Raw genomic sequence first — 22,011 nt, 5'->3', positions numbered from 1 at the left:
TATGCAAACCGATTTCGACATCGCCATCTGCGGCGCAGGCCCGGTCGGATTGACGCTTGCCGCATTGCTGGTCAAGCAAGGTGTCAAGCCTGAACGCATCGCCTTGATCGATGCAAAAACAATTGAACAAACCTCGCGCGACCCGCGTGCTATCGCCTTGTCTTATGGCAGCCGCCAGATTTTTGAAGCCATCAATTCCTGGCCTATTGCAGCAACGCAAATCAATCAAATTCACGTGTCACGTCGCGGCCATTTCGGCCGCACAATGATAGAGCGTGAAGAATACGATTTACCGGCACTGGGCTACGTCACGCGCTATGGAGCAATAGTCGCTGCATTGAATGCGCATGCATCGAACATGGGCATTAGCCTGATACGTCCGGCAAGCGTGAATGATCTGATCGAGAATGATACCGCGGTCACGCTCGCATTTGCCGATCGCGCAGCCATCACTGCAAAAATCGTGGTGCAGGCAGAAGGCGGGATTTTTACAGAGCAAGTAAAAAAATCCATGCACCGCGATTACGGCCAAACCGCAATCGTCGCTCATGTCACGACCAGTGCACCGATTCCGCATCGCGCATACGAGCGCTTTACCGATGAAGGTCCTTTGGCACTGTTGCCGCAAGAAGATGGTTACGCGCTGGTGTGGTGTGTAAAAGCAGATACCGCACAACGCTTGCTGGCATTGAACGATGCAGGCTTTTTAGAAGAACTAGGCACTGCATTCGGTACGCGCCTGGGACGTTTTACCGCGACGACACAACGCAATACTTTTCCGTTGGGTTTAAATGCGCAAGCCGCATCATCAAGCAGAACCGTTGCTATCGGTAACGCCGCACAGACCCTGCATCCGGTCGCTGGCCAAGGCCTGAATCTTGGTTTGCGTGACGCCAGCGTATTGGCAAGATTGCTGGCAAAAAGAATGGAACCAGCCGCGCTGCAAGAGTTTTCCGCAACTCGTGTATCGGATCGCAATGTAACCATCCATTTGACTGACATCATGGCGAGAATTTTTGCGAGCGCGCCTGCGGGTGGAATCTCGCAAGCCTTGCTGGGCTTGTCATTAGGTTTGGTCGATGGCATAAAACCAGCGAAAAAACTATTGGCAGAGCAGATGATGTTTGGACGACGCTCCTGACTATCGTCTGAAAAAATTTTCAGACGATAGCAGCAAGCATATTCAAACGCCCAACAAAAAAGCCGCTCTCATTATTTGAGAGCGGCTTTTTTATTATTATCTTACTGCTTGCATGCGCTAAATCGCACAAAATAAACTTCAGCAGAAAGAAATGACAGTGATTTTCGCTACTGTCACTGAGGAGATGTAGCTCAAACGCCTACTTCTGCACGCTGGAATTCTGCCCAATTGACCTTAGCGGCTTTTTTCGCACCGTTCTCGGTCAAGGTTTCGAAGCAACGGGTCTTGGTCGTTTGAATCGCGTCGATCAGAAAATCAGCGTCATACACTTTCAGCAAATGCGACTGATGCGTTTCCATGTATTTTTTGATGCGGTCACGTTCGCACGGCAGACTTTGCAGCACATGGAATACATCGCTGTCCCAGTGCCAGCTCAAGCCGAGTTCGTAAAACGCTGCATTATAAGCAGCCAAGTGGCATTCAATTGCGTTGCCTATTGGACATTGTTCAAGTTCGACCATTGCACTTCTCCTTGGGTATGTGCACGTCATTGCGGAAACCAGTCCGCGATACCTTTTGCAGACTTCAAGTGCATCGTAAGGGCTAAAAATGATTAGGTATAGTTAAAGTATTTAATAACAATCATTAGTTATAGATAATGGATTGAAGGTTAAAAGTCCTCGTTTTTGACGACAAAAAATCGTTAGGAAAAATAAAGTCGCGCGCTTTATCGCGATTCTTGACAGTCGTCATAGGCAATTTCCAGCCTTACATCGTATTGTTCTAGCTCAAGCTGAACGCACAGCAGACCATCCTTATCTGCAGCCTTCAACTACTGGCATTTACGGAAATATCTCGGGATTGATTGCGTCATGAAAGTCATCGTTTTGGGTTCGGGCATCATCGGTACGGCATCCGCCTGGTTCCTCAACAAGGCTGGTCACGACGTTACCGTTATCGACCGCCAACCTGGCGCCGCACTAGAAACCAGTTTCGCCAATGGCTGTCAGATTTCGGTATCACATGCCACGCCATGGGCGAATAAAACAGCACCTATGACGATTTTAAAATCGCTGGGCAAAGAAGATGCGCCCTTGCTGTATCGCTTCCGGGCTGAATGGTTGCAGTGGAAATGGGGCATGAATTTTCTGCGCGAATGTACGCCGGCACGCACGGCTCATAACATTCACCAGATTGTTGCCATCGCTGAATACAGTCGCCAGACTTTGCAAGCCGTACGTGCCGAAGTCGATATCGATTACGACTGCCTGACGCGCGGCATCCTGCACTTTTATACCGATCAAAAAGACTTTGACGAATCACTGGCATCCGCCGCGATCATGCGCGATCTCGGTTGTCCGCGTGTCCCGATGACAGCCGATGAAGCTGTCAAACTGGAACCTGCCCTGGCGCAAATGCGCAGGCAAATCGTCGGCGCAGATTTTACCGAGACCGATGAATCCGGCGACATCTACAAATTCACCACTGCGCTGGCCAGTAAAGCACAAGAACGCGGCGTAAATTTCCAGTTCAACACAACGGTAACTCGCCTGATTACGGAGGGCAGTGGTGCCAGTGCACGCATCACAGCAGTAGAAGTCATTGATGCACAAGGCTTTCATCAAACCCTGCATGCCGATGCATTCGTGATGGCGATGGGAAGTTTTTCTGTGCCGATACTAAAGCCTTTGGGCATAGACCTGATGATCTATCCGGGCAAAGGTTATTCGGCGACTTATCCGATTTTGAATCCCGAGCTGGCGCCTACCGTCTCGCTGATAGACGACGGCTACAAACTGGTGTTATCACGTTTGGGCGACAAGCTGCGCGTGGCAGGCACTTGTGAATTCAACGGCTATACGCGGGAATTGAATGCTACACGTTGCGCGGCAATTACACGTCGCACCCGTGAATTATTTCCCGATGCCTGCGACTATGAAAGTCCCGCCTATTGGGCTGGTTTGCGTCCGCTGACGCCGTCCAATGTACCCTACATAGGCAAGACAAAATTCAGTAATCTATTCTTGAATACCGGACATGGTTCACTGGGCTGGACCATGGGTTGCGGTTCGGGACGTGCGATTGCAGATATTATTTCGGGCCTGCACCCGGAAGTGGATTTCGCCTTTACGGGAATGACATCGCGCAAGAATAACGGTGCGATATCAATGTCAGCCAATCCAGACAAACATACAGCTTAAAAATAAATAGCTGCTGAAATTACTGAACTGCCGCAGTCACCACATCATCAAAAATGATGCGATCCACACCGCTCAGCAATAAAAAGTGTTTGCCGCTGCAACGCGCGATCAGGGACATGTTCAAACGCTCAGCCACCATATGACCCATCTGCGTTGCGCCCGAACGCGACAGCAAGAATGGGATACCCATTTGCGCGCCCTTCATCACCATCTCAGACGTCAAGCGACCGGTGGTATAAAAAATCTTGTCTTCGCCACGCATGCCATCGAACCACATCTTGCCGGCGATCGCATCGACTGCATTGTGACGGCCGACATCTTCAACAAAATGAATCAATTCGCCATCGGCGGAAAACAAGGCGCAACCATGCACCGAGCCGGCTTGCTTGTACACCGAACGATGGGTACGTATGGTATCGATGACTTTATATAACGTGGATTGCGTCATCAGCGCATCCGTCGGCAAGGATATCGCATCGACTTCATCCATCAGGCCGCCAAACACGGTACCCTCACCGCCACCTGTCGTCACTGTGCGCTTGGCCGTACGCTCTTCTATATTTTCAATCCCGTTACGCGTCACCACCGCAACCGCATCAACATCCCAATCGACTTGCACAGATAAAACATCTTCGATGTTTTTAATGAAGCGCTGATTGCGCAGATAGCCAAGTGTCAATGCTTCAGGCGCGCCGCCCAAAGTCATCAATGTCACCAGCTCACGCTTATCCACATAGATCGTCAACGGCTGCTCAGCCGGAATCGAAATCGTCGATGTACGGCCGCGCTCATCCATGACTTCGACATCATGCGTGAGCTTGCGTACTGCATTGGATAAGGTCGGACGAACAGTCATGTCTGGGAAAATGGATAGGGAAAAATCAGCGAGAAACTGCTTGTCTCTGACTCGCGAAAACGAGTGATATAAAACATGCCGCAATTATGCCATCACACGGCTGATCCCGATGCAAAGCTGAAGGCAAAAATAAAAACCGGCACATGCTGCAAGAGCAAGTGCCGGTTTTTTTTAGCTACGAACGACTAAAGACTGAATCGTCTTAGTTGTTAGCCGCTGCCATGCTGTTCGTCAGATTGATCAAAGCCTGACCACCGCCGTAGCTGGTTTGTACTGGAGCCGTACCGCCCATCGAGATGCGGATTGCGCAGTATTTAAACTCTGGGATCTTGCCGAACGGATCAAGAGCAGAGTTCGTCAAACGGTTAATCGCCGCTTCGTAGTAGCAGAACGGTACGAATACAGCACCACGTGGCGAGCTGTCATCCGCGCGCGCATACAAAGTAACTTTACCGCGCCGCGATTCCAGTGTGATCAAATCGCCAGGCTTGCCACCCATGGCAACCAGATCCAGCGGATGGATCAACGCGATTGGATCTGGTTCGATCGAATCGAGTACGGTTGCACGACGCGTCATACTGCCTGTATGCCAGTGTTCCAGCTGACGACCCGTGATCAGAACCATAGGGTATTCAGCATCTGGACGTTCATTCGCAGGAATGATGTCAGCAGGTACGAAGCGTGCACGACCACTCTCACGCGGGAATTCTTCCATGAACACGACTGGGTCACCTGGATCGCCTTCTTTCAGGCAAGGGTAGGTAACTGCATCTTCACGTTCCAGACGTTCCCAGGTAATACCGGCAATGCTAGGCATTGTGTGGCGCATTTCGTCGAACACTTCTGACACGTGTTTGTAGTTCCAGTCGCAACCAAGGCGTTGACCCATTTGCTGAATGATCCACAAATCTTGCTTAGCGTCGCCCGGTGGGTTGATCGCTTGACGACCCATTTGAACGATACGATCGGTGTTGGTGAAGGTACCGTTTTTCTCTGGGAATGCACTTGCCGGCAAGATCACGTCTGCCAGGTAAGCGGTTTCGGTCAAGAAGATATCCTGCACAACCAGGTGATCCAATGCAGCCAGCGCTTCACGTGCGTGGTTGGCATCAGGATCCGACATCGCAGGGTTTTCACCCTGGACATACAAACCGCGAATTTTGCCATCGGTGATCGCGTGCATGATTTCAACCACGGTCAAACCTGGTTGATCATCAAGCAGTTCCGGTTCCATATTCCAGGCTTTTGCGAAGCTGGCGCGGATTTTTGGATCGGTAACACTTTGGTAATCCGGATACACCATAGGGATCAAACCAGCATCTGATGCACCTTGCACGTTGTTTTGACCGCGCAATGGATGCAAGCCGGTGCCAGGACGACCGATTTGACCAGTCATCAATGCCAATGCGATCAGGCAGCGTGCATTGTCGGTACCGTGTACGTGTTGTGACACGCCCATGCCCCACAAGATGATCGAACCTTTGGATTTCGCGTACAAACGCGCAACATAACGCAGCGTTTCTGCATCGATACCGCAGATAGGCGCCATCAGTTCTGGTGTGTAGCCTTCAACGTTTTTGCGCAGTTCTTCGTAACCGATAGTACGGCTTTCGATGAAGTCTTTATCGACCAGACCTTCGGTGACGATAACGTTCATCATTGCGTTCAACATTGCAACGTCGGTATCCGCCTTGAATTGCAGGAAGCGATGTGCAATGCGCGCCATTTCCGAACGGCGTGGATCGCAAACGATCAGCTTCGAACCGTTACGAACGGCATTCTTGATCCAGGTAGCAGCAACCGGATGGTTGACGGTCGGGTTAGCGCCGATGATGACGATGACTTCCGCCTTCGTCACGTCCATCACTGGATTCGACACTGCGCCCGAACCGATACCTTCGAGCAGCGCGACAACCGACGATGCGTGACACAAGCGTGTGCAGTGATCGACGTTGTTGCTACCGAAACCGGTACGCACCAGTTTTTGGAACAGGTAGGCTTCTTCGTTACTGCCTTTTGCTGAACCGAAACCGGCCAGTGAACGTTTGCCGTGGGTATCGCGAATCTTGACGAAGTTGCCTGCAGCCACTTCCAGTGCTTCTTCCCAGCTTGCTTCGCGGAAGACTTCCATCACGCGATCCGGATCCATCACGAAGTCACCACGTTTCGGTGCATCTGCACGACGAATCAATGGCTTGGTCAAACGATGTGGATGGTTTGCGTAATCGAAACCGTAACGACCTTTAACGCACAGACGTTCGTGGTTAGCTGGACCGTCGCGGCCTTCAACGTAAAGAATCTTGTTGTCTTTGATGTTGTAGGTCAACTGGCAACCAACGCCGCAATATGGGCAAACGGAATCCACTTTTTTATCAGGGACACTCATCGCCACATCACGTGCCGGCATCAAGGCGCCGGTTGGGCAAGCCTGTACGCATTCGCCGCAAGCGACGCAAGTCGACGCGCCCATAGGGTCGTCCATGTCGAATACGATTTTTGCGTGATCGCCGCGGAATGCGAGACCGATAACGTCATTGACTTGTTCATCACGGCAAGCGCGCAAGCAACGGGTACATTGAATACATGCATCGAGGTTGACGGTGATCGCTGGGTGCGAAGTGTCTTGACGGACTCTTTCGCGTGGAGCAAAACGTGGCTTGCCGACTTCCAATTTCGCAGCCCATTCGTCCACTTCATTGTGGCGCGTATAGTCAGCTTCAGGCATATCGGACTGCAACAGTTCCAATACCAGTTTTTGCGATTTCACTGCGCGTTCGCTTTCGGTATTGACCTTCATACCGTTAGTCGGATTGCGACAGCATGAAGGAGCCAGGACGCGTTCGCCATTGATTTCGACGACGCATGCACGGCAGTTACCTGCAGTGTCCATGCCTTCTTTGTAGCAAAGATGCGGGATCTCGATGCCTTCGCGCTTGGCGATGGTCAACAGCGTATCGGTTGCGCGGCCGGTTACTTCACGACCGTTTAATTCGAAAGTGACTGTCGGCACTTCGAGTTGTGCCATTTCGTTTCTGGTAATTGCGTTCATTATCTTTTCACCTTAATCCGGGGCTACGTGCTTAAGCCAACTCATGCGGGAAGTACTTGACGACACAGTCGATAGGGTTAGGCGCAGCCTGACCCAAACCACAAATCGACGAGTCGCGCATGACCAACGAGAGATCTTCCAGCAAACCAATATCCCATTTCGGTTTCTTGATCAATTCTGCTGCTTTAGCAGTGCCGACGCGGCATGGTGTGCATTGACCGCAGGACTCATGCTTGAAGAAGTCCATCATGTTGCGCGCTGCTTGAACTGCTGTGTCTTTATCCGACATCACAATGACAGCTGCGGAACCGATGAAGCATCCGTATGGTTGCAAGGTATCGAAATCGAGTGGAATGTCGTTCATCGTAGCCGGCAAGATACCGCCCGATGCACCACCTGGCAGATAGCCGTAGAAGGTTTGACCTTCCAGCATACCGCCACAATGTTCGTCGATCAATTCCTGAATCGTGATGCCGGCTGGTGCCAGTTTGACGCCAGGATTTTTGACACGACCGGAAACCGAATACGAACGCAAACCTTTGCGACCGTGACGACCATGCGATGTAAACCAGTCGCCGCCTTTTTCCAGAATGTCGCGTACCCAGTACAGCGTTTCAAAGTTGTGTTCCAGCGTAGGACGGCCGAACAAACCAACTTGCGCCACGTAAGGTGGACGCAAACGTGGCATGCCGCGTTTGCCTTCGATCGATTCAATCATCGCGGATTCTTCACCGCAGATGTAAGCGCCGGCACCGCGACGCAGGAAAATTTCCGGCATGTTGGCGATAGGCGGATTGGCTTTCAGTTTCGCCAATTCCGCTTCCAGCATCGTGCGACAACCGTGGTATTCGTCACGCAGGTAAATATAAATTGTTTGAATGTCGACAGCCCATGCTGCAATCAGCATGCCTTCGAGAAAACGATGTGGATCTTTCTCGAGATAGACGCGATCCTTGAATGTACCTGGTTCGCCTTCATCGATATTGACTGCCATCAAACGCGGGCCTTTTTCGCCGCGTACGATGCGCCATTTGCGACCGGATGGGAAACCTGCACCACCCAGACCGCGCAGACCGGAATCTTCCATTGTCTTGATGACGGATTCAACATCACGCTCACCGGAAACACACTTCTTCAACAGATCGTAACCACCAGCACTTTGATAGCCAGCGAAGTTGACGATGTCGCCAGGTGCTTGCGTGATTTGTTTGCTTTCAACCGTTGCTTGTACTGCTTCGCAGGTTGCATGAATCACCGGATTTTGACCGACGACGGCAACTGGAGCTTGCTCGCAACGACCAACGCAAGGTGCCGCAATGACGCGCACTTCTTTGCCCAAAATTTTTGGCAGTTTAGCCAGCAAGTCACGTGCACCAGCCATTTCGCACGACAAGCCGTCGCAGACGCGAACGGTCAATGCCTGTGGCGCTTCTTCACCTTCTTTAACGATATCGAAGTGGTGATAGAAGCTGGCAACTTCGTAGACTTCAGTTTGTGCCAAACGCATTTCTTGCGCCAGCGCTGCCAGATGGCTGGAAGCCAAAGAACCGAATTTATCCTGGATCTTGTGCAGATGTTCAATCAGCAAATCAGCCTGACGGGACTCATCTCCCAATAAAGCGCGCACCTCTTCCAGCGCAATTGGATCAACGCGACGACCTTTAGGCGCCTGACGTTTGCGCTCTTTCGTATTTACAACTTCTTGCACTGCAATTGGGATGACTTTGTGGTTCATGATAGTTCCTAATCAACTTACAAACACCGGACCGTTATCCGGGTTTTATCAACGTGCGCTTTATGCATTACAGATCGCAGAGACTTGAATTTCTCTGCGATCAATTCACTACCAACCTCTGCACTGCTTGCTACCTGTATCTCTTGCTTATACCTATTACCAATATCTACTATCGACCGGCAATTTAACGTACATATCGCCCATCTTTGCTTACCAGGGTCAGCTCAACAAAATTGCTGCCCGTGTGATCCTTGTCGCTGTAGGTGACAGACAAACCACCCATATCCACTCTCTGCATCGATTCCAGCCCGCGCATGAAACTGTCGCGCGTCAAATTACGTCCTGCACGGCGCAAACCCTCAACCATGACTTTCGCGGACAAATAACCTTCCAGCCCTGCGTAAGAAACCGTTGCACCTATGGTCTTGGCTGCAGCCTGAAACTCTTTACCCAAACCACTAGACGACAAATTCGGTGGCGGCGTTACTTGCGACAAAATCAAGCCTGCTGCATCCGAACCCAAGTCTTTGATAAATTCCTTAGACGAATTATTCGACAGCGTCATGATTTGCATCCTGCCACCATGCGCGCGAATCGCCTTGATCACATCTACCGTATTCGAGCCCGAACTCACAATCACCAGCGCATCCGGGTTTGCGTTTATCAGTTTGAGCGCAACCTCATTCACATTCGGTTTGATACGCGGAAAAATCTCAATAAAGGCCGGCTTCAGTTTGTACTCGGCCATGCCTTTATTAAATCCGTTGAGCCCATCGAGCCCTAATGCATCGTCTTTCTCGTACGTCAGCAAACCGATGTTTTTAAATCCCAGCGTATTGAAATGCTCAATCGCCTTGACTACTTCATCCTGATACTTGGCTCGCACATTAAATACCCAGCGATTGACTGGTGTGTGCAAACTTTCTGCCCCGGTGCTAGGCGCTATCAAAGGCACTTTAGCGGCCGCTAACTCCGGCAGTATCGCAATGGTGTGCGGCGTACCGCGACTTTGAAACAATGCGAAAACTTTATCCTTCTCGATCAGTGTACGGGCATTGGCTAGCGCCTTCTCCGGCAGGTACTGGTCATCCAGCGTACGTATTTCAATCTTGCGGCCGTTCACGCCACCTTGCTTGTTGACCGCCGCTATGTAAGCATGCGCGCCTTCATTCATTTCTTTTACCGTCCCGGCAACCGTGCCGGTAAGACCGATGGTTTGGCCTATCAAGATCGAGCTCTCAGTTACGCCGTCCTCAGCATTAGCTACTTGAAATACACCTGCCATTAACAAAACAGCCGGCAGTACTTGTCTCCACCCCTTAACCATCAATCGCCTCCTCAGAAAAACTATATATATGCTTTTTTTAGCATAACTTAGACTTCTTCAGGTGCGCGTATCTTATCGACGCGCCCCCACTTTCAGCATTGACCGAGATCAATTTTCCACATGATCTTTAGTACATATGCGTATTGGATAACCTAAAACAATTACAAAATCCGTCTTCTACCCGCAATTCCTCGGTAAAAAGAATCATTCTCATTTGGCGCGCATCTTGATGTCCGTCTGCAATGCTATCCCAAATCCTTGATACTGCCTATTAGAGGCGCGCTTCGCACTCTAGCTGAATTAAGCATATGCATTGGAGAGGAATTACTTTCACGCAGCCCGTTCTCGCCATGCAATGAGTATCGACAAATAAAAAGCCCCCACCTTTTCAGGTAGGGGCTTTAGAAACACTTGTCGCAGATTCTGCTTCTTTTACGAAATCACACCGTCTTTACGCAAGTCAGCAATTTGCTCTGCGCTGTAACCAAGTTGACCCAGCACTTCTTCAGTATGCTCGCCGAGTAATGGCGAACGCGTCACATCGGTTGGGCTGTCCGACAATTTAATCGGGTTACCGACTGTCAGATATTTGCCGCGCACTGGATGATCAACTTCAACGATCGTACCGGTGTCGCGCAACGATTGCTCTTCAGCGATTTCTTTCATCGACAAGATCGGACCGCAAGGGATATCGAACTTGTTGAGAATGTCCATTGCCTCGAACTTGGTTTTGGTCTTGGTCCATTCTTCGACAGCAGCGAAGATGTTTTTCATATGATTCACACGCAATGCAGGCGTTGCAAACGACGGATCAGCAAGCCACTCCTCTTTGCCAATTACCTTGCAGACTGAATCCCAGACGGCACCTTGATTGACGAAGTAAATGTATGCGTTTGGATCTGTTTCCCAGCCTTTGCATTTCAGGATGGAACCAGGCTGACCACCACCGGAAGCATTGCCTGCGCGTGGCACGGAATCACCAAAAGGAGTATCCGGGTATTGTGGATATTCCTTCATGACGCCGGTGCGTTCCAGACGCTGCTGATCGCGCAGCTTGACGCGGCACAGATTCAACACGGCATCTTGCATAGGCGCCAAAACTTTTTGGCCACGACCACTTGTCTGACGCTGCAACAATGCAGCGAGAATGCCGAGCGCAAGGTGCAAGCCGGTACCGCTATCGCCGATTTGCGCGCCGGTGACCATTGGCGGGCCATCATCAAAACCTGTCGTCGAGGCAGAGCCGCCAGCGCATTGCGCGACGTTTTCATACACTTTGCAGTGCTCGTATGGGCCAGGACCAAAACCTTTGACCGATGCCACGACCATTTTCGGGTTGAGTTCGTTGATACGTTCCCATGTGAAGCCCATGCGATCCAGCGCGCCAGGTGCGAAGTTCTCTACCAGTACGTCGCATTCCTTGATCAAGGTTTCGAGCACTTGCTTCCCTTTTGGGTTTTTAGTGTCGAGCGTAATCGAACGTTTGTTGTGGTTGAGCATCGTGAAGTAGAGACTGTCTGCTTCCGGAATGTCACGCAATTGACCACGTGTGGCATCACCTTCGCCTGCACGTTCGACCTTGATTACATCTGCACCAAACCATGCCAGCAACTGGGTACATGTCGGACCTGATTGCACGTGTGTGAAATCAAGAATGCGATAGCCACTTAATGCCTTACTCATCAACTACTCCTATCGTGTACAAAAAACGCGAGCAGACAAATGCCCGTTCGCGCCATGTTTAACTAAAAATCTGTGCATGGTTTGAGTCATGGTATTGGGTGCATACATCCAAACAATTCAGATGCTGATCTCTGCAGATGCTGCACGCTTTCCTGATCAACCCGCGCGCTCTTTGCAGCGTGTCGCGGTCAACCATGATCGGCAATTTTCATCTACCCATACCGGAGTAATACCGTGTTTTACTGACCTTCTTACTTGCAAGGCATCTTTAAAAATCAGATCCAGGATTTTTAAAGCCACCCTTAAATATGCCTTGTTACGCACACCTATTCAAGTGGCCGTATCATATCGATCAGCCTGCGCTTCCATCATTGACCCCGGTCAATTTTCATCGCATGCCTCTCTCTTGCCGGCAACAGACTTCCCCTCTGCCGCGCATTCGAATGACTGCTGCAGAGCAGCAATTGCACACAGGCAGCAAAATAATATCGTGCACTCTTCTACATATCTGCAACCAGGTTCTGCGACTGTTAGGTTTGCCACTATAGCACCTGCCACCCACCCTGCATCCAGCCCTGTCGCATAGCCTCTGCATGCCGCATCAACAGAAAACGAGACGAAAAAAAAACGGCACCCTAAGGCGCCGTTTCTTACAAGCTGATACAACTCGCTGTTTTATTACACTGCTTTTGCGGTGTGCAATGCAGCGATTTGCTCTTTGGTATAACCCAAGCCAGCCAAAACTTCATCTGTGTGCTCACCCAACAATGGGGAAGCAACGATGTTTGGTGTCATGTCGGAGAATTTGATTGGGCTACCAACGGTCAGGTATTTGTCACCACGGCCTTTGTGCTCAACTTCAACGATAGAACCGCTCTTACGCAGGGATTCGTCATTTGCCAATTCTTTCATCGACAGTACTGGTGCGCATGGGATGTCAAATTTACGCAAGTAATCAACTGCTTCGAACTTGGTTTTGTCTTTCAGCCATTCTTCGATAGTCGCGAAAATATCGAAAATCTTGTCTTGGCGTGCGTCAGGTGTGTTGTACGCAGGATCATCGATCCACTCTTCACGGCCCAATGCTTTACAGATTGGTGGCCATGCGTGATCTTGCACGGTGAAGTAGATGTACGCGTTAGGGTCGGTTTCCCAACCTTTACATTTCAGAACCCAACCTGGTTGACCGCCACCACCTGCGTTACCACCACGTGGCACGACGTCGGTGAATGTGCCGTGTGGGTATTGTGGGTATTCTTTCAGGAAGCCCAGTTTGTCCAAACGTTGTTGATCGCGCAGTTTGACGCGGCACAGATTCAAAACAGCATCTTGCATCGAAACAGCAACTTTTTGGCCTTTGCCAGTTTTTTGACGACCCATGATGGCTGTCAAGATACCGATTGCCAAATGCATACCTGTGTTGGAATCACCCAAAGCAGCTGCAGAAACAGTTGGTGGGCCGTCCCAGAAACCGGTTGTCGAAGCAGCACCGCCGGCGCATTGTGCGACGTTTTCGTAGACTTTCAAGTCTTCGTAGTGGTGACCATCGGAGAAACCTTTAACCGATGCCAAGATCATGCCTGGGTTCAGTTCTTGGATACGCGCCCAAGAAAAGCCCATACGATCCAAAGCGCCAGGACCAAAGTTCTCAACCATAACGTCGGATTCTTTGATCATTTTTTCCAGAACTTCTTTACCTGCTGGAGTTTTGGTATCCAGAGTCAGCGAACGCTTGTTGCTGTTCAGCATTGTGAAGTACAGAGCATCGGCATCAGGGATGTCGCGCAACTGGCTACGTGTCACGTCGCCGGAACCTGGACGTTCAACTTTGATCACATCAGCGCCGAACCATGCCAGCAACTGTGTACATGCTGGACCAGCTTGTACGTGTGTGAAATCGATAATCTTAATACCTGCTAATGGTAAATTTTGACTCATGATCGGTAGATTTCCTTATCAATCGTTTAACTTGATTCCTGAAACCAACATACTTGGGCTTCAGGAAGTAAAAAAACCACCCAGAAAAATCTTGGTGGAATTGCGCCATTTTTACATGACTATATTCCAATACAGCTTGGAGTTCTGAACACGCTAGTCTAGTGCCGCAGCCTGAACAGTGTCAAGTACATGGCACGACCGAAAACTACTCGATCGTGCCACCAAGTTTGATCATGACTGGCGTCATGATCTCACCCAGTATTACTTCTTTTTACCGATCGTCGAAACGATGTTCAGGTTACCGATACGACCCGATTCAACACCAGCTGCTGGATCGATGATTGCATCGATGATGGTTGGCTTGCCCGATTTCAGGGAAGCTTCCAACGCTTTAGCCAGTTGTTCTGGAGTTTCAGCGCGAACGCCTTCGCCACCCAGAGCAACGCTGAATTGATCGTACTTGGTGTTCGGGTTGAACAACATGCACGAGAATTGGTGTTCTGGATTTGCTTCGTCACCGCGGTAGATACCACCGTTGTTCATGATGATCACAGTTACTGGCAGGTTGTAACGGGTGATTGTTTCGTATTCCATTGCGCTGAAACCGAATGCGCTATCGCCGCAAATTGCAACGACTGGCTTGCCTGTTTCAACAGCTGCAGCAACAGCCGAACCCATACCGATACCCATAACGCCCCATGTACCCGTGTCTACACGTTTACGTGGCAAGTATTGGTCGATGACCATACGTGCGTTATCGAGGGTGTTTGCACCTTCGTTAACCAGAGTGATGTCTGGGTAGTTTTTCAATACATCACGGATTGCACCGAGCGAGTTGAAGTAGTTCATAACCGGAGTTGCTGCGGTCAATTTGCTAGCCAGTTTGCCTTTGGTGGTCGTAACGCGTTCAGCGATAGCGCCCATCCATTCGGTTGGCTTGGTCATGCCTTTCAGGCCAGCGCGCAATGCGTTGACGCACGAAGCGACGTCACCAACCAATGGTGCAGCGATAGGTACGTTGCTGTCCATTTCGTTAGCCTGGATGTCGATTTGCACGAATTTCTTCGCAACGCCCCAGGTTTTGCCTTTGCCGTGCGCCAGCAACCAGTTCAGACGAGCGCCAATCAGAACAACAACGTCGGACTCTTGCAATACCATCGAACGAGCAGCAGCTGCACATTGTGGATGTGTATCGGAGACCAGACCTTTTGCCATCGACATCGGTGTGAATGGAATACCGGTTTCTTCGATCAGTGCTTTGATGTCTGCGTCGCATTGTGCGTATGCAGCGCCTTTGCCGAGTAAGATCAATGGCTTTTTAGCGCCTTTGATCAATTCAACAGCGCGAGCAACAGCCGATGGGCCTGGGATTTGTTCTGGAGCTGGATCAACTGGAACGAACAGAGTTTTCGCGCCTTCTTCTGCGCTCATTACTGTGCTGAACAGACGTGCTGGGATGTCCAGATACACGCCGCCTGGACGACCCGACAATGCTGTGCGGATAGCGCGGACAACAGCAACGCCGATGTCTTCAGTACGGTTGATACGGAAAGAAGCTTTGCAATGTGGACGAGCGATGTTCAACTGATCCATCTCTTCGTAATCACCTTGTTGCAGATCGACGATTTCACGCTCGGACGAACCCGAGATCAAGATCATTGGGAAGCAGTTTGTGGTGGCGTTAGCCAGTGCGGTCAAACCATTCAAGAAACCTGGAGCGGAAACGGTCACGCAAACGCCAGGTTTTTTGGTCAAGTAACCAGCAACCGATGCTGCATAACCTGCATTTTGTTCGTTGCGGAAGCTGAAGAACTTGTTACCACGTGCTTGCCACATACGGCCGATTTCCGTAACTGGAATACCGAGCAAACCGTAGATGTTGGTGATGCCGTTCATTTCCAGCGATTCCATTAAAAGATGGAAACCGTCGGTCAGCTCTACGCCTTCTGGTATTACTGCTGCTGTCGCATTACTCATGATGAATTCTCTTTCGATTAAGGTCGAGCAACGTTGCTCAGTGCCATTCAATGCCGCACTTTTGACGGCCATTATTACTTGCAAGGCACCTCTAAAAATCAGATGGGATGATTTTTAGAGATACCCTTAGTCATACGCTTTTGCGCATGCCTATTCAAGTGGGCGTATCATATCGATCTGTCCGCGCTTCTATCATTGACCCCGGTCAATTTTCATCGCATGATATTAGCCCCACTCACCCTTCTGTCTCTTATATCTTTTCCCTTGTAAATGCCGACTGTTGATAACCATCCAGAACGAAATGTAATTCGCGTTCAGCTCAAGCAAAATGTTGTCTTAAAAGAAATGACAGATAGCGAATGGGCTGAGCTGGAACCACATCTAGTCGTGGTGGATTGCCCCAAAGGCGATTTTTTGCTGCATCAAGGCGTACATGAAATGGAGCAATACTTCATTCTTGACGGCATCTTGAAGCGAGTGGTTACCAACCAACAAGCCAAGGAAATGATTCTACGCTTTGCAGATGAACGCAGCATGGAAACCAGTTATGCCGCATGGCGCCTTAAAACACCGACTCCTTACAGCATTATCTGCGTAACCAAAGCGCGCGTCGTGAAATTACCTTTGCTGCAATGGATTGCATTCATGGAAAAACATGAGCATGTCAAACAAGCATTTGAATATGACGTGATGCATCTGATGAGTGAAATCATGGCCCACACTATTACACTGCATTTGCTGGATGCGCCAGGCCGCGTACAACGCTTCATACGCAAACATCAAGATCTCTTTGATCGCATTCCAAAAAAAGAATTAGCGTCCTATCTCAATTTATCACCGGAAACGTTAAGTCGATTGAAGCATCAAGGGAAGATCTGACCTTACCCAAAAGAGATCGGCCTTAAAGATTAGCGTTTGCGAAACGCCCAATCCCACTTGAAACAAGTACGTATCCTGTATTTACTGCCGCTTTAAGTCATTCCTACTCGATTTTGCTCATCGAGTATAGAACAACCCACTTTCTCGTTTCGCTCCCATACACATCCTCAACAACAACGTTGAGAACTCATACTCGTCTGCCAATTCATCAGCCAACTTTGTATTGAAGTTTCAGAAATGAAAATGCCCCGCAAGGTGCAAACCTTACGGGGCATAAGATCAAATCTGTTATTAAAACCAGATCTTTAGACGCCCACTCAAGAGCGTCATGATCGAATTACATCAATTATTCTGCTTCGCGGTGTTCAGCGAATTCATCCTTTTTAGGAGGACGAACCAGCGCGATCACTTTCGAGATCAGAGGCCAGAACAACATAATCAGTGCCAGAGCAGTGATCGAACCAACCAAACCGTTCGAGAACATTACCGACACATCACCTTGCGATGACAACATCGCTTGGCGGAACGAATCTTCTGCATTACGACCAAGAACCAATGCCAGAACCAGCGGAGCCAGCGGGTAGTCCAGTTTCTTGAACACGTAGCCAACTGCACCGAATACCAACATCAACCAGATATCGAACATTGCATTGCCGACGGTGTAAGCACCAATAGCGCAAATCACGACAATAACTGGTGCAATGATCGAGAACGGAATGCGCAGGATCGAAGCAAACAATGGAACGGTAGTCAAAACAACTGCCAAACCAACCAGGTTACCCAGATACATACTAGCGATCAGGCCCCAAACGAAGTCATGTTGTTCAGTGAACAGCAATGGACCAGGTTGCAAACCCCAGATCAGCAGACCGCCGAGCAGAACAGCCGCTGTTGGCGAACCTGGGATACCCAGAGCCAGCATAGGCAGCAGCGCTGCGGTACCAGCAGCATGCGCTGCAGTTTCAGGAGCAACCACGCCTTCGAGTTCACCCGTGCCGAACTTCGAACCGTTCTTGGACATCTTCTTGGCCAGACCGTAGGACATGAACGATGCAGGTGTTGCACCACCTGGAGTAACACCCATCCAGATACCAACCACGGCACTACGCAGGGAAGTGACCCAGTACTGCGGCAGTTTTTTCCAGGTTGCAAACACGATTTTTGGATCGATTTTTGCCGATTTACCGGAGAAAGCCAGGCCTTCTTCCATCGACAACAGAATTTCACCGATACCGAACAGACCGATAACTGCAATCAGGAAGTCGAAACCACGCATCAACTCTTCGAAACCAAAGGTCATACGCAATTGACCGGTAACCGTATCCATACCGACTGATGCCAGCGCAAAACCGAGTGCCATTGAAGCAAGAATTTTCAGCGGCGAACCTTTACCCATACCGACGAAACTACAGAAGGTGAGCAGATAAACCGAGAAGAATTCTGGAGCGCCGAAACGCAACGCGAATTTAGCAACCAATGGTGCCAGGAAGGTGATCATGACAACTGCAATAAACGCGCCGATAAACGACGAAGTGAAAGCACCGGTCAATGCTGCACCAGCCTCACCTTTTTGCGCCATTGGATAGCCGTCAAACGTGGTCGCAACTGACCACGGCTCACCTGGAATATTGAACAGGATAGACGTAATCGCGCCCCCGAACAATGCACCCCAGTAGAGACAAGACAACATGATAATCGCTGAAGTCGGCGACATCGTGAAGGTAAGTGGCAACAGAATCGCCACGCCGTTTGCGCCACCCAAACCAGGCAACACGCCGATCAGCACACCCAAGGTGATACCGATGACCATCAACAACAGATTCATTGGGGTCAAGATGACCGCGAACCCGTGAAATAATGAATTAATTTCGTCCATTTTACTTAAAACTCCTTGAATTCCAATCTGACTCGGTGAGAACTAACATGCGCGATCTTGCGATTCGCTCTGCAATTCTTAATAACCGAGGAAGCTCAAAAGATCGATCGACCCTTTAAACAGGGGGACTTTGAACCAGACTTCAAACATCGAGAAGAACACGACATTGACGGCAAGACCGGCAATAATCGCCTTGATTGGCGAAAATTTACCCAGCAGAATCATGAATAACGTGATGTAGACAGCCGACGAAATATAGATACCGAAGATCTCGATCGCGCCAACATACACCAATGCAGGAATGAAAACTTGCATCACACGTGTGAACTGTTCACGATCAACGAAAACTTCAGTGTTCTTGTTTTTGCCAAACAGGGACATGCACAAAGTGCCCGCTCCTGAGATACAAATCAACACACCAATACCGAATGGGAAGTAGCCTGAACCTGGGCCATCGCTGGTCCACGTTGCGCCCAACTTCCAGCTTGCTATAACAACTGTAAGACCCAGCGCCAATAAGATGGCGGCAACTACCGCATCTACGATATTGGTGGCTACGCCAGTGCGAACGCCATCGCCGGATTCCGAATTCTGATCCATGAGGAATGCTCCTGAAAATTTTTTACATGAGTTGGGGCGCGCGAGCTGACTGGCGCTATCGAACTAGTCGATAGCGCAGCCTCTCTTCTTATGTACCCCGGATTAGTCTATTACTTCTTGGCCATGAAACCGGCTTCTTGCATCAGAGTAGCGTGTTGCTTCTCTGCAGCTTCCAGCCATGTTTTGAAGTCATTACCAGTTTTGAAGCTTGTATTGAAAGCGCCTTTTTCCATATAGTCTTTCCACTCAGCTGTTGCACGAACTTTTGTGAACAGATCAACGTAGAAAGCCAATTGGTCAGCAGTTACACCTGCTGGCATGAAGATGCCGCGCAACATGGTGTAGTCGGTTGGGATACCCGCTTCTTTACAAGTTGGAATGTCGTTCCAAGACAGGGTTTCGGTGATTTTCGCTTTGTATGGCATACGTTGGTCATCGAATACGCATTGCGCTTTCAATTTACCAGCACGCCATTGCGAAACCGCTTCAATCGGGTTATTCACTGTCGAATCGATGTGATTACCAACCAATTGAACAGCAACTTCACCGCCGCCTTTGTATGGAATGTAGATGAACTTGGTACCAGTAGCTTTTTCCAGGCCAGCAGTAATGATTTGATCTTCCTGCTTGGAGCCTGTGCCGCCCATTTTCATTTTGCCTGGGCCTGCAGCTTTAACAGCATCGATATACTCTTTCGCCGATTTGTATGGCTTTTCAGCATTCGTCCACAGAACGAATTGATCCAGTGCCAACATTGCAACTGGAGTCATTTCTTTCCAGTTGAATGGAACACCAGTTGCCATAGGCGTGGTGAACAAGTTCGACAGTGTGATGATGATTTTGTGTGGGTCGCCTTTGGAACCTTTAACGTCCAGGAAGCCTTCAGCACCTGCACCGCCCGAACGGTTAACGACGATCAGCGGCTCTTTCATCAATTTGTTTTTGATGATGACGCCTTGAATCAGACGTGCCATTTGATCAGCGCCACCGCCGGTACCTGCTGGTACGACGAATTCGACTGGTTTGGTTGGTTCCCATGCTGCAAAGGCTGGGGTTGCAGTCAGAGCGACTGCTGCAAATGCGCCGGCGGTTGCCTTTGCGATACCGCTTGAGTGCGAAAAGAATTCCTTGATCATTGCTGTCTCCTATTAATAATAATTTTGACTACTTTTTTACTACTGCCGCGTCGAGATGCCTTGTGAGCACTGGCATCGTGCGACTACGATGCCTTCAAACATAACTTATAGTTACTTTTATTTTCAAAGATAGTGTGGCCTTTCTTTGAAAATTCTCTTGACCGGCGTCAAGTTTACGAGACTCCGGCCACTGCTTGATCGCATGTTTTACATTTCATTTGAGTAACTTTTTTAGAGTTATTGCGCTGCATTTACGAGCTCCATTTCTCGTATTTGCCAACTCAACGATCAAATCGCTGCGACGTGCCAATTTTTATATGCGGCTATCATCGAACAACTTATCTTCTCAAATCTGAAACATCAGCTACTTATATATTGCGTATTTCTTCCGCTTTGTGTGAGTGTGCCATCCTTGCAAGGCAAATTGGGAAAAACTTTGCCTAAATTGACATACGTATTTATACGTAGTCCTCAATATAAAAAATGAAAATTTATCAACAGGCTTTAGTGCTACGTCACTCAGAATTCCCTGAATTCAAAAATATTTCAAAAAAAAAGCCCATGAAAACAATTTCATGGGCTTTTCGTCTTTACTGAATTAAGCGATTTTTTGCAGCTTGATCTGACCGGATTCTTCATCCATGGTTTTCGCCAGCAATTTGACCAGTGCGTAGACCGTATTGATATGCGGTGTTGGTGTTTCAGTCAAACGACCAAGCTCAACCACCGAACCTACCAATGCGTCGATCTCTGGATCGCGACCGGCTTCAACGTCTTGCAGCATTGATGTTTTGTGCTTGCCGACTTTTTCAGCACCAGCGATACGTTTGTCCAGCGTGACGCGGAACTCAATACCAAGTTTGTTCGCGACCGTTTGCGCTTCCGTCATCATTGCTGCAGCCAGCTCACGCGACAGCGGGAATTGGCAAATATCTTGCAAGGTCGAATGCGACAAGGCGCTGATTGGATTGAAGGTCAGATTGCCCCACAATTTCAACCACATTTCCGAACGGATGTTTTCCAGTACTGGCGCTTTGAAGCCGGCTTTAGTGAAGCACTCCGAAACGCGGGTTGCACGTTCGCTGATCGAACCATCGAGTTCACCGATAGGGAAACGATCACCTTCAATGTGCTTGATGACGCCTGGTGCGATCAATTCGGATGCTGGGTAGACGACGCAACCAAGTACGCGATCAGCAGGGATCTGGGCGGTAATCTTGCCGGTCGGATCAACACTTTCAACGCGCGTGCCAGCCAGTTTGCCGCCATGCTTGTGGAAGTACCAGAACGGAATACCATTTTGCATGGTGACGATGACGGTTTCAGGACCGATCAATTTTGGCAGATCGTCGGCGATCGCTTCGAGTTGATGCGCCTTCATTGCCAACACGATGATGTCTTGATGACCCGCTTCATCGTAGTTGTTAGTTGCTTTGACGTTCTTTGCGACGTGCTCGGAACCATCATGCATGATCAGCTTGGCGCCGTTCTTGCTGATGGCTTCCAGGTTTGCACCGCGCACGATGAACGTAACGTCTTCACCAGCCAATGCCAGTTTTACGCCAACGTAACCACCGATCGCGCCTGCTCCAATAACTGCAATTTTCATACTC

15 protein-coding genes are annotated in these 22,011 nt (G+C 49.6%); 3 read left to right on the top strand and 12 right to left on the bottom strand.

What is annotated here, in order from left to right; translation table 11 throughout:
- Position 1: 1 nt before the first annotated feature.
- A complete protein-coding gene (locus Hfont_RS13090; RefSeq protein WP_112992859.1) occupies positions 2–1,141 on the top strand; it encodes a UbiH/UbiF/VisC/COQ6 family ubiquinone biosynthesis hydroxylase in 1,140 nt (379 codons plus the stop codon).
- Between the two features lie 191 nt (positions 1,142–1,332).
- Here the strand turns inward: Hfont_RS13090 and Hfont_RS13085 are convergent, their stop codons facing one another.
- Positions 1,333–1,614 carry an HAD family hydrolase gene (locus tag Hfont_RS13085; protein ID WP_241523112.1) on the bottom strand — a complete coding sequence of 94 codons (282 nt, stop codon included), beginning with the start codon at positions 1,612–1,614 and terminating at the stop codon, positions 1,333–1,335.
- A gap of 399 nt (positions 1,615–2,013) precedes the next feature.
- Here Hfont_RS13085 and Hfont_RS13080 point away from each other — a divergent pair, with 399 nt between their 5' ends.
- The gene (locus Hfont_RS13080) at positions 2,014–3,342 is read left to right on the top strand and encodes a D-amino acid dehydrogenase (protein ID WP_112992857.1); all 1,329 of its coding nucleotides are present in this window, start codon (positions 2,014–2,016) and stop codon (positions 3,340–3,342) included.
- 19 nt (positions 3,343–3,361) lie between these two features.
- Here the strand turns inward: Hfont_RS13080 and Hfont_RS13075 are convergent, their stop codons facing one another.
- The 7 genes from Hfont_RS13075 to oxc all read right to left on the bottom strand — a co-directional run bounded on the left by Hfont_RS13075 (position 3,362) and on the right by oxc (position 15,907).
- Complete coding sequence (locus tag Hfont_RS13075; protein ID WP_112992856.1) at positions 3,362–4,198, bottom strand: formate dehydrogenase accessory sulfurtransferase FdhD; 837 nt, start codon at positions 4,196–4,198, stop codon at positions 3,362–3,364.
- Between the two features lie 202 nt (positions 4,199–4,400).
- Complete coding sequence (gene fdhF / locus Hfont_RS13070; RefSeq protein ID WP_112992855.1) at positions 4,401–7,247, bottom strand: formate dehydrogenase subunit alpha; 2,847 nt, start codon at positions 7,245–7,247, stop codon at positions 4,401–4,403.
- A gap of 31 nt (positions 7,248–7,278) precedes the next feature.
- A complete protein-coding gene (locus Hfont_RS13065; RefSeq protein ID WP_112992854.1) occupies positions 7,279–8,982 on the bottom strand; it encodes an NADH-ubiquinone oxidoreductase-F iron-sulfur binding region domain-containing protein in 1,704 nt (567 codons plus the stop codon).
- A gap of 184 nt (positions 8,983–9,166) precedes the next feature.
- Complete coding sequence (locus Hfont_RS13060) at positions 9,167–10,309, bottom strand: ABC transporter substrate-binding protein (protein ID WP_112992853.1); 1,143 nt, start codon at positions 10,307–10,309, stop codon at positions 9,167–9,169.
- 432 nt (positions 10,310–10,741) lie between these two features.
- Entirely contained in the window at positions 10,742–11,992 is a 1,251-nt protein-coding gene (gene frc, locus Hfont_RS13055) for a formyl-CoA transferase (protein ID WP_112992852.1), read from the bottom strand.
- A 678-nt stretch (positions 11,993–12,670) separates the two neighbouring features.
- The gene (gene frc / locus Hfont_RS13050; RefSeq protein WP_112992851.1) at positions 12,671–13,930 is read right to left on the bottom strand and encodes a formyl-CoA transferase; all 1,260 of its coding nucleotides are present in this window, start codon (positions 13,928–13,930) and stop codon (positions 12,671–12,673) included.
- Positions 13,931–14,191: 261 nt separating this feature from the next.
- Positions 14,192–15,907 (bottom strand): oxalyl-CoA decarboxylase, encoded by a 1,716-nt coding sequence (gene oxc, locus Hfont_RS13045; protein WP_112992976.1) that lies wholly within the window; start codon positions 15,905–15,907, stop codon positions 14,192–14,194.
- Between the two features lie 270 nt (positions 15,908–16,177).
- Between oxc and Hfont_RS13040 the strand changes: the two genes are divergently transcribed.
- Positions 16,178–16,786 carry a Crp/Fnr family transcriptional regulator gene (locus Hfont_RS13040; protein ID WP_112992850.1) on the top strand — a complete coding sequence of 203 codons (609 nt, stop codon included), beginning with the start codon at positions 16,178–16,180 and terminating at the stop codon, positions 16,784–16,786.
- Positions 16,787–17,132: 346 nt separating this feature from the next.
- Here the strand turns inward: Hfont_RS13040 and Hfont_RS13035 are convergent, their stop codons facing one another.
- The 4 genes from Hfont_RS13035 to Hfont_RS13020 all read right to left on the bottom strand — a co-directional run bounded on the left by Hfont_RS13035 (position 17,133) and on the right by Hfont_RS13020 (position 22,007).
- Positions 17,133–18,662: a tripartite tricarboxylate transporter permease gene (locus tag Hfont_RS13035; protein WP_112992849.1), complete on the bottom strand. Its 1,530-nt coding sequence runs from the start codon at positions 18,660–18,662 to the stop codon at positions 17,133–17,135.
- A 78-nt stretch (positions 18,663–18,740) separates the two neighbouring features.
- The gene (locus Hfont_RS13030) at positions 18,741–19,262 is read right to left on the bottom strand and encodes a tripartite tricarboxylate transporter TctB family protein (protein ID WP_112992848.1); all 522 of its coding nucleotides are present in this window, start codon (positions 19,260–19,262) and stop codon (positions 18,741–18,743) included.
- A 110-nt stretch (positions 19,263–19,372) separates the two neighbouring features.
- On the bottom strand, positions 19,373–20,398 hold the full coding sequence (locus Hfont_RS13025; RefSeq protein WP_112992847.1) for a Bug family tripartite tricarboxylate transporter substrate binding protein: 1,026 nt from the start codon (positions 20,396–20,398) through the stop codon (positions 19,373–19,375).
- A gap of 598 nt (positions 20,399–20,996) precedes the next feature.
- A complete protein-coding gene (locus Hfont_RS13020) occupies positions 20,997–22,007 on the bottom strand; it encodes a 2-dehydropantoate 2-reductase (RefSeq protein ID WP_112992846.1) in 1,011 nt (336 codons plus the stop codon).
- Between the last annotated feature and the right edge of the window lie 4 nt (positions 22,008–22,011).

Origin of the sequence: Herminiimonas fonticola (assembly GCF_003293745.1) — a bacterium.
Classification (GTDB): Bacteria; Pseudomonadota; Gammaproteobacteria; order Burkholderiales; family Burkholderiaceae_D; genus Oxalicibacterium; species Oxalicibacterium fonticola.
This window is presented reverse-complemented; position numbering and strand designations above follow the sequence as displayed.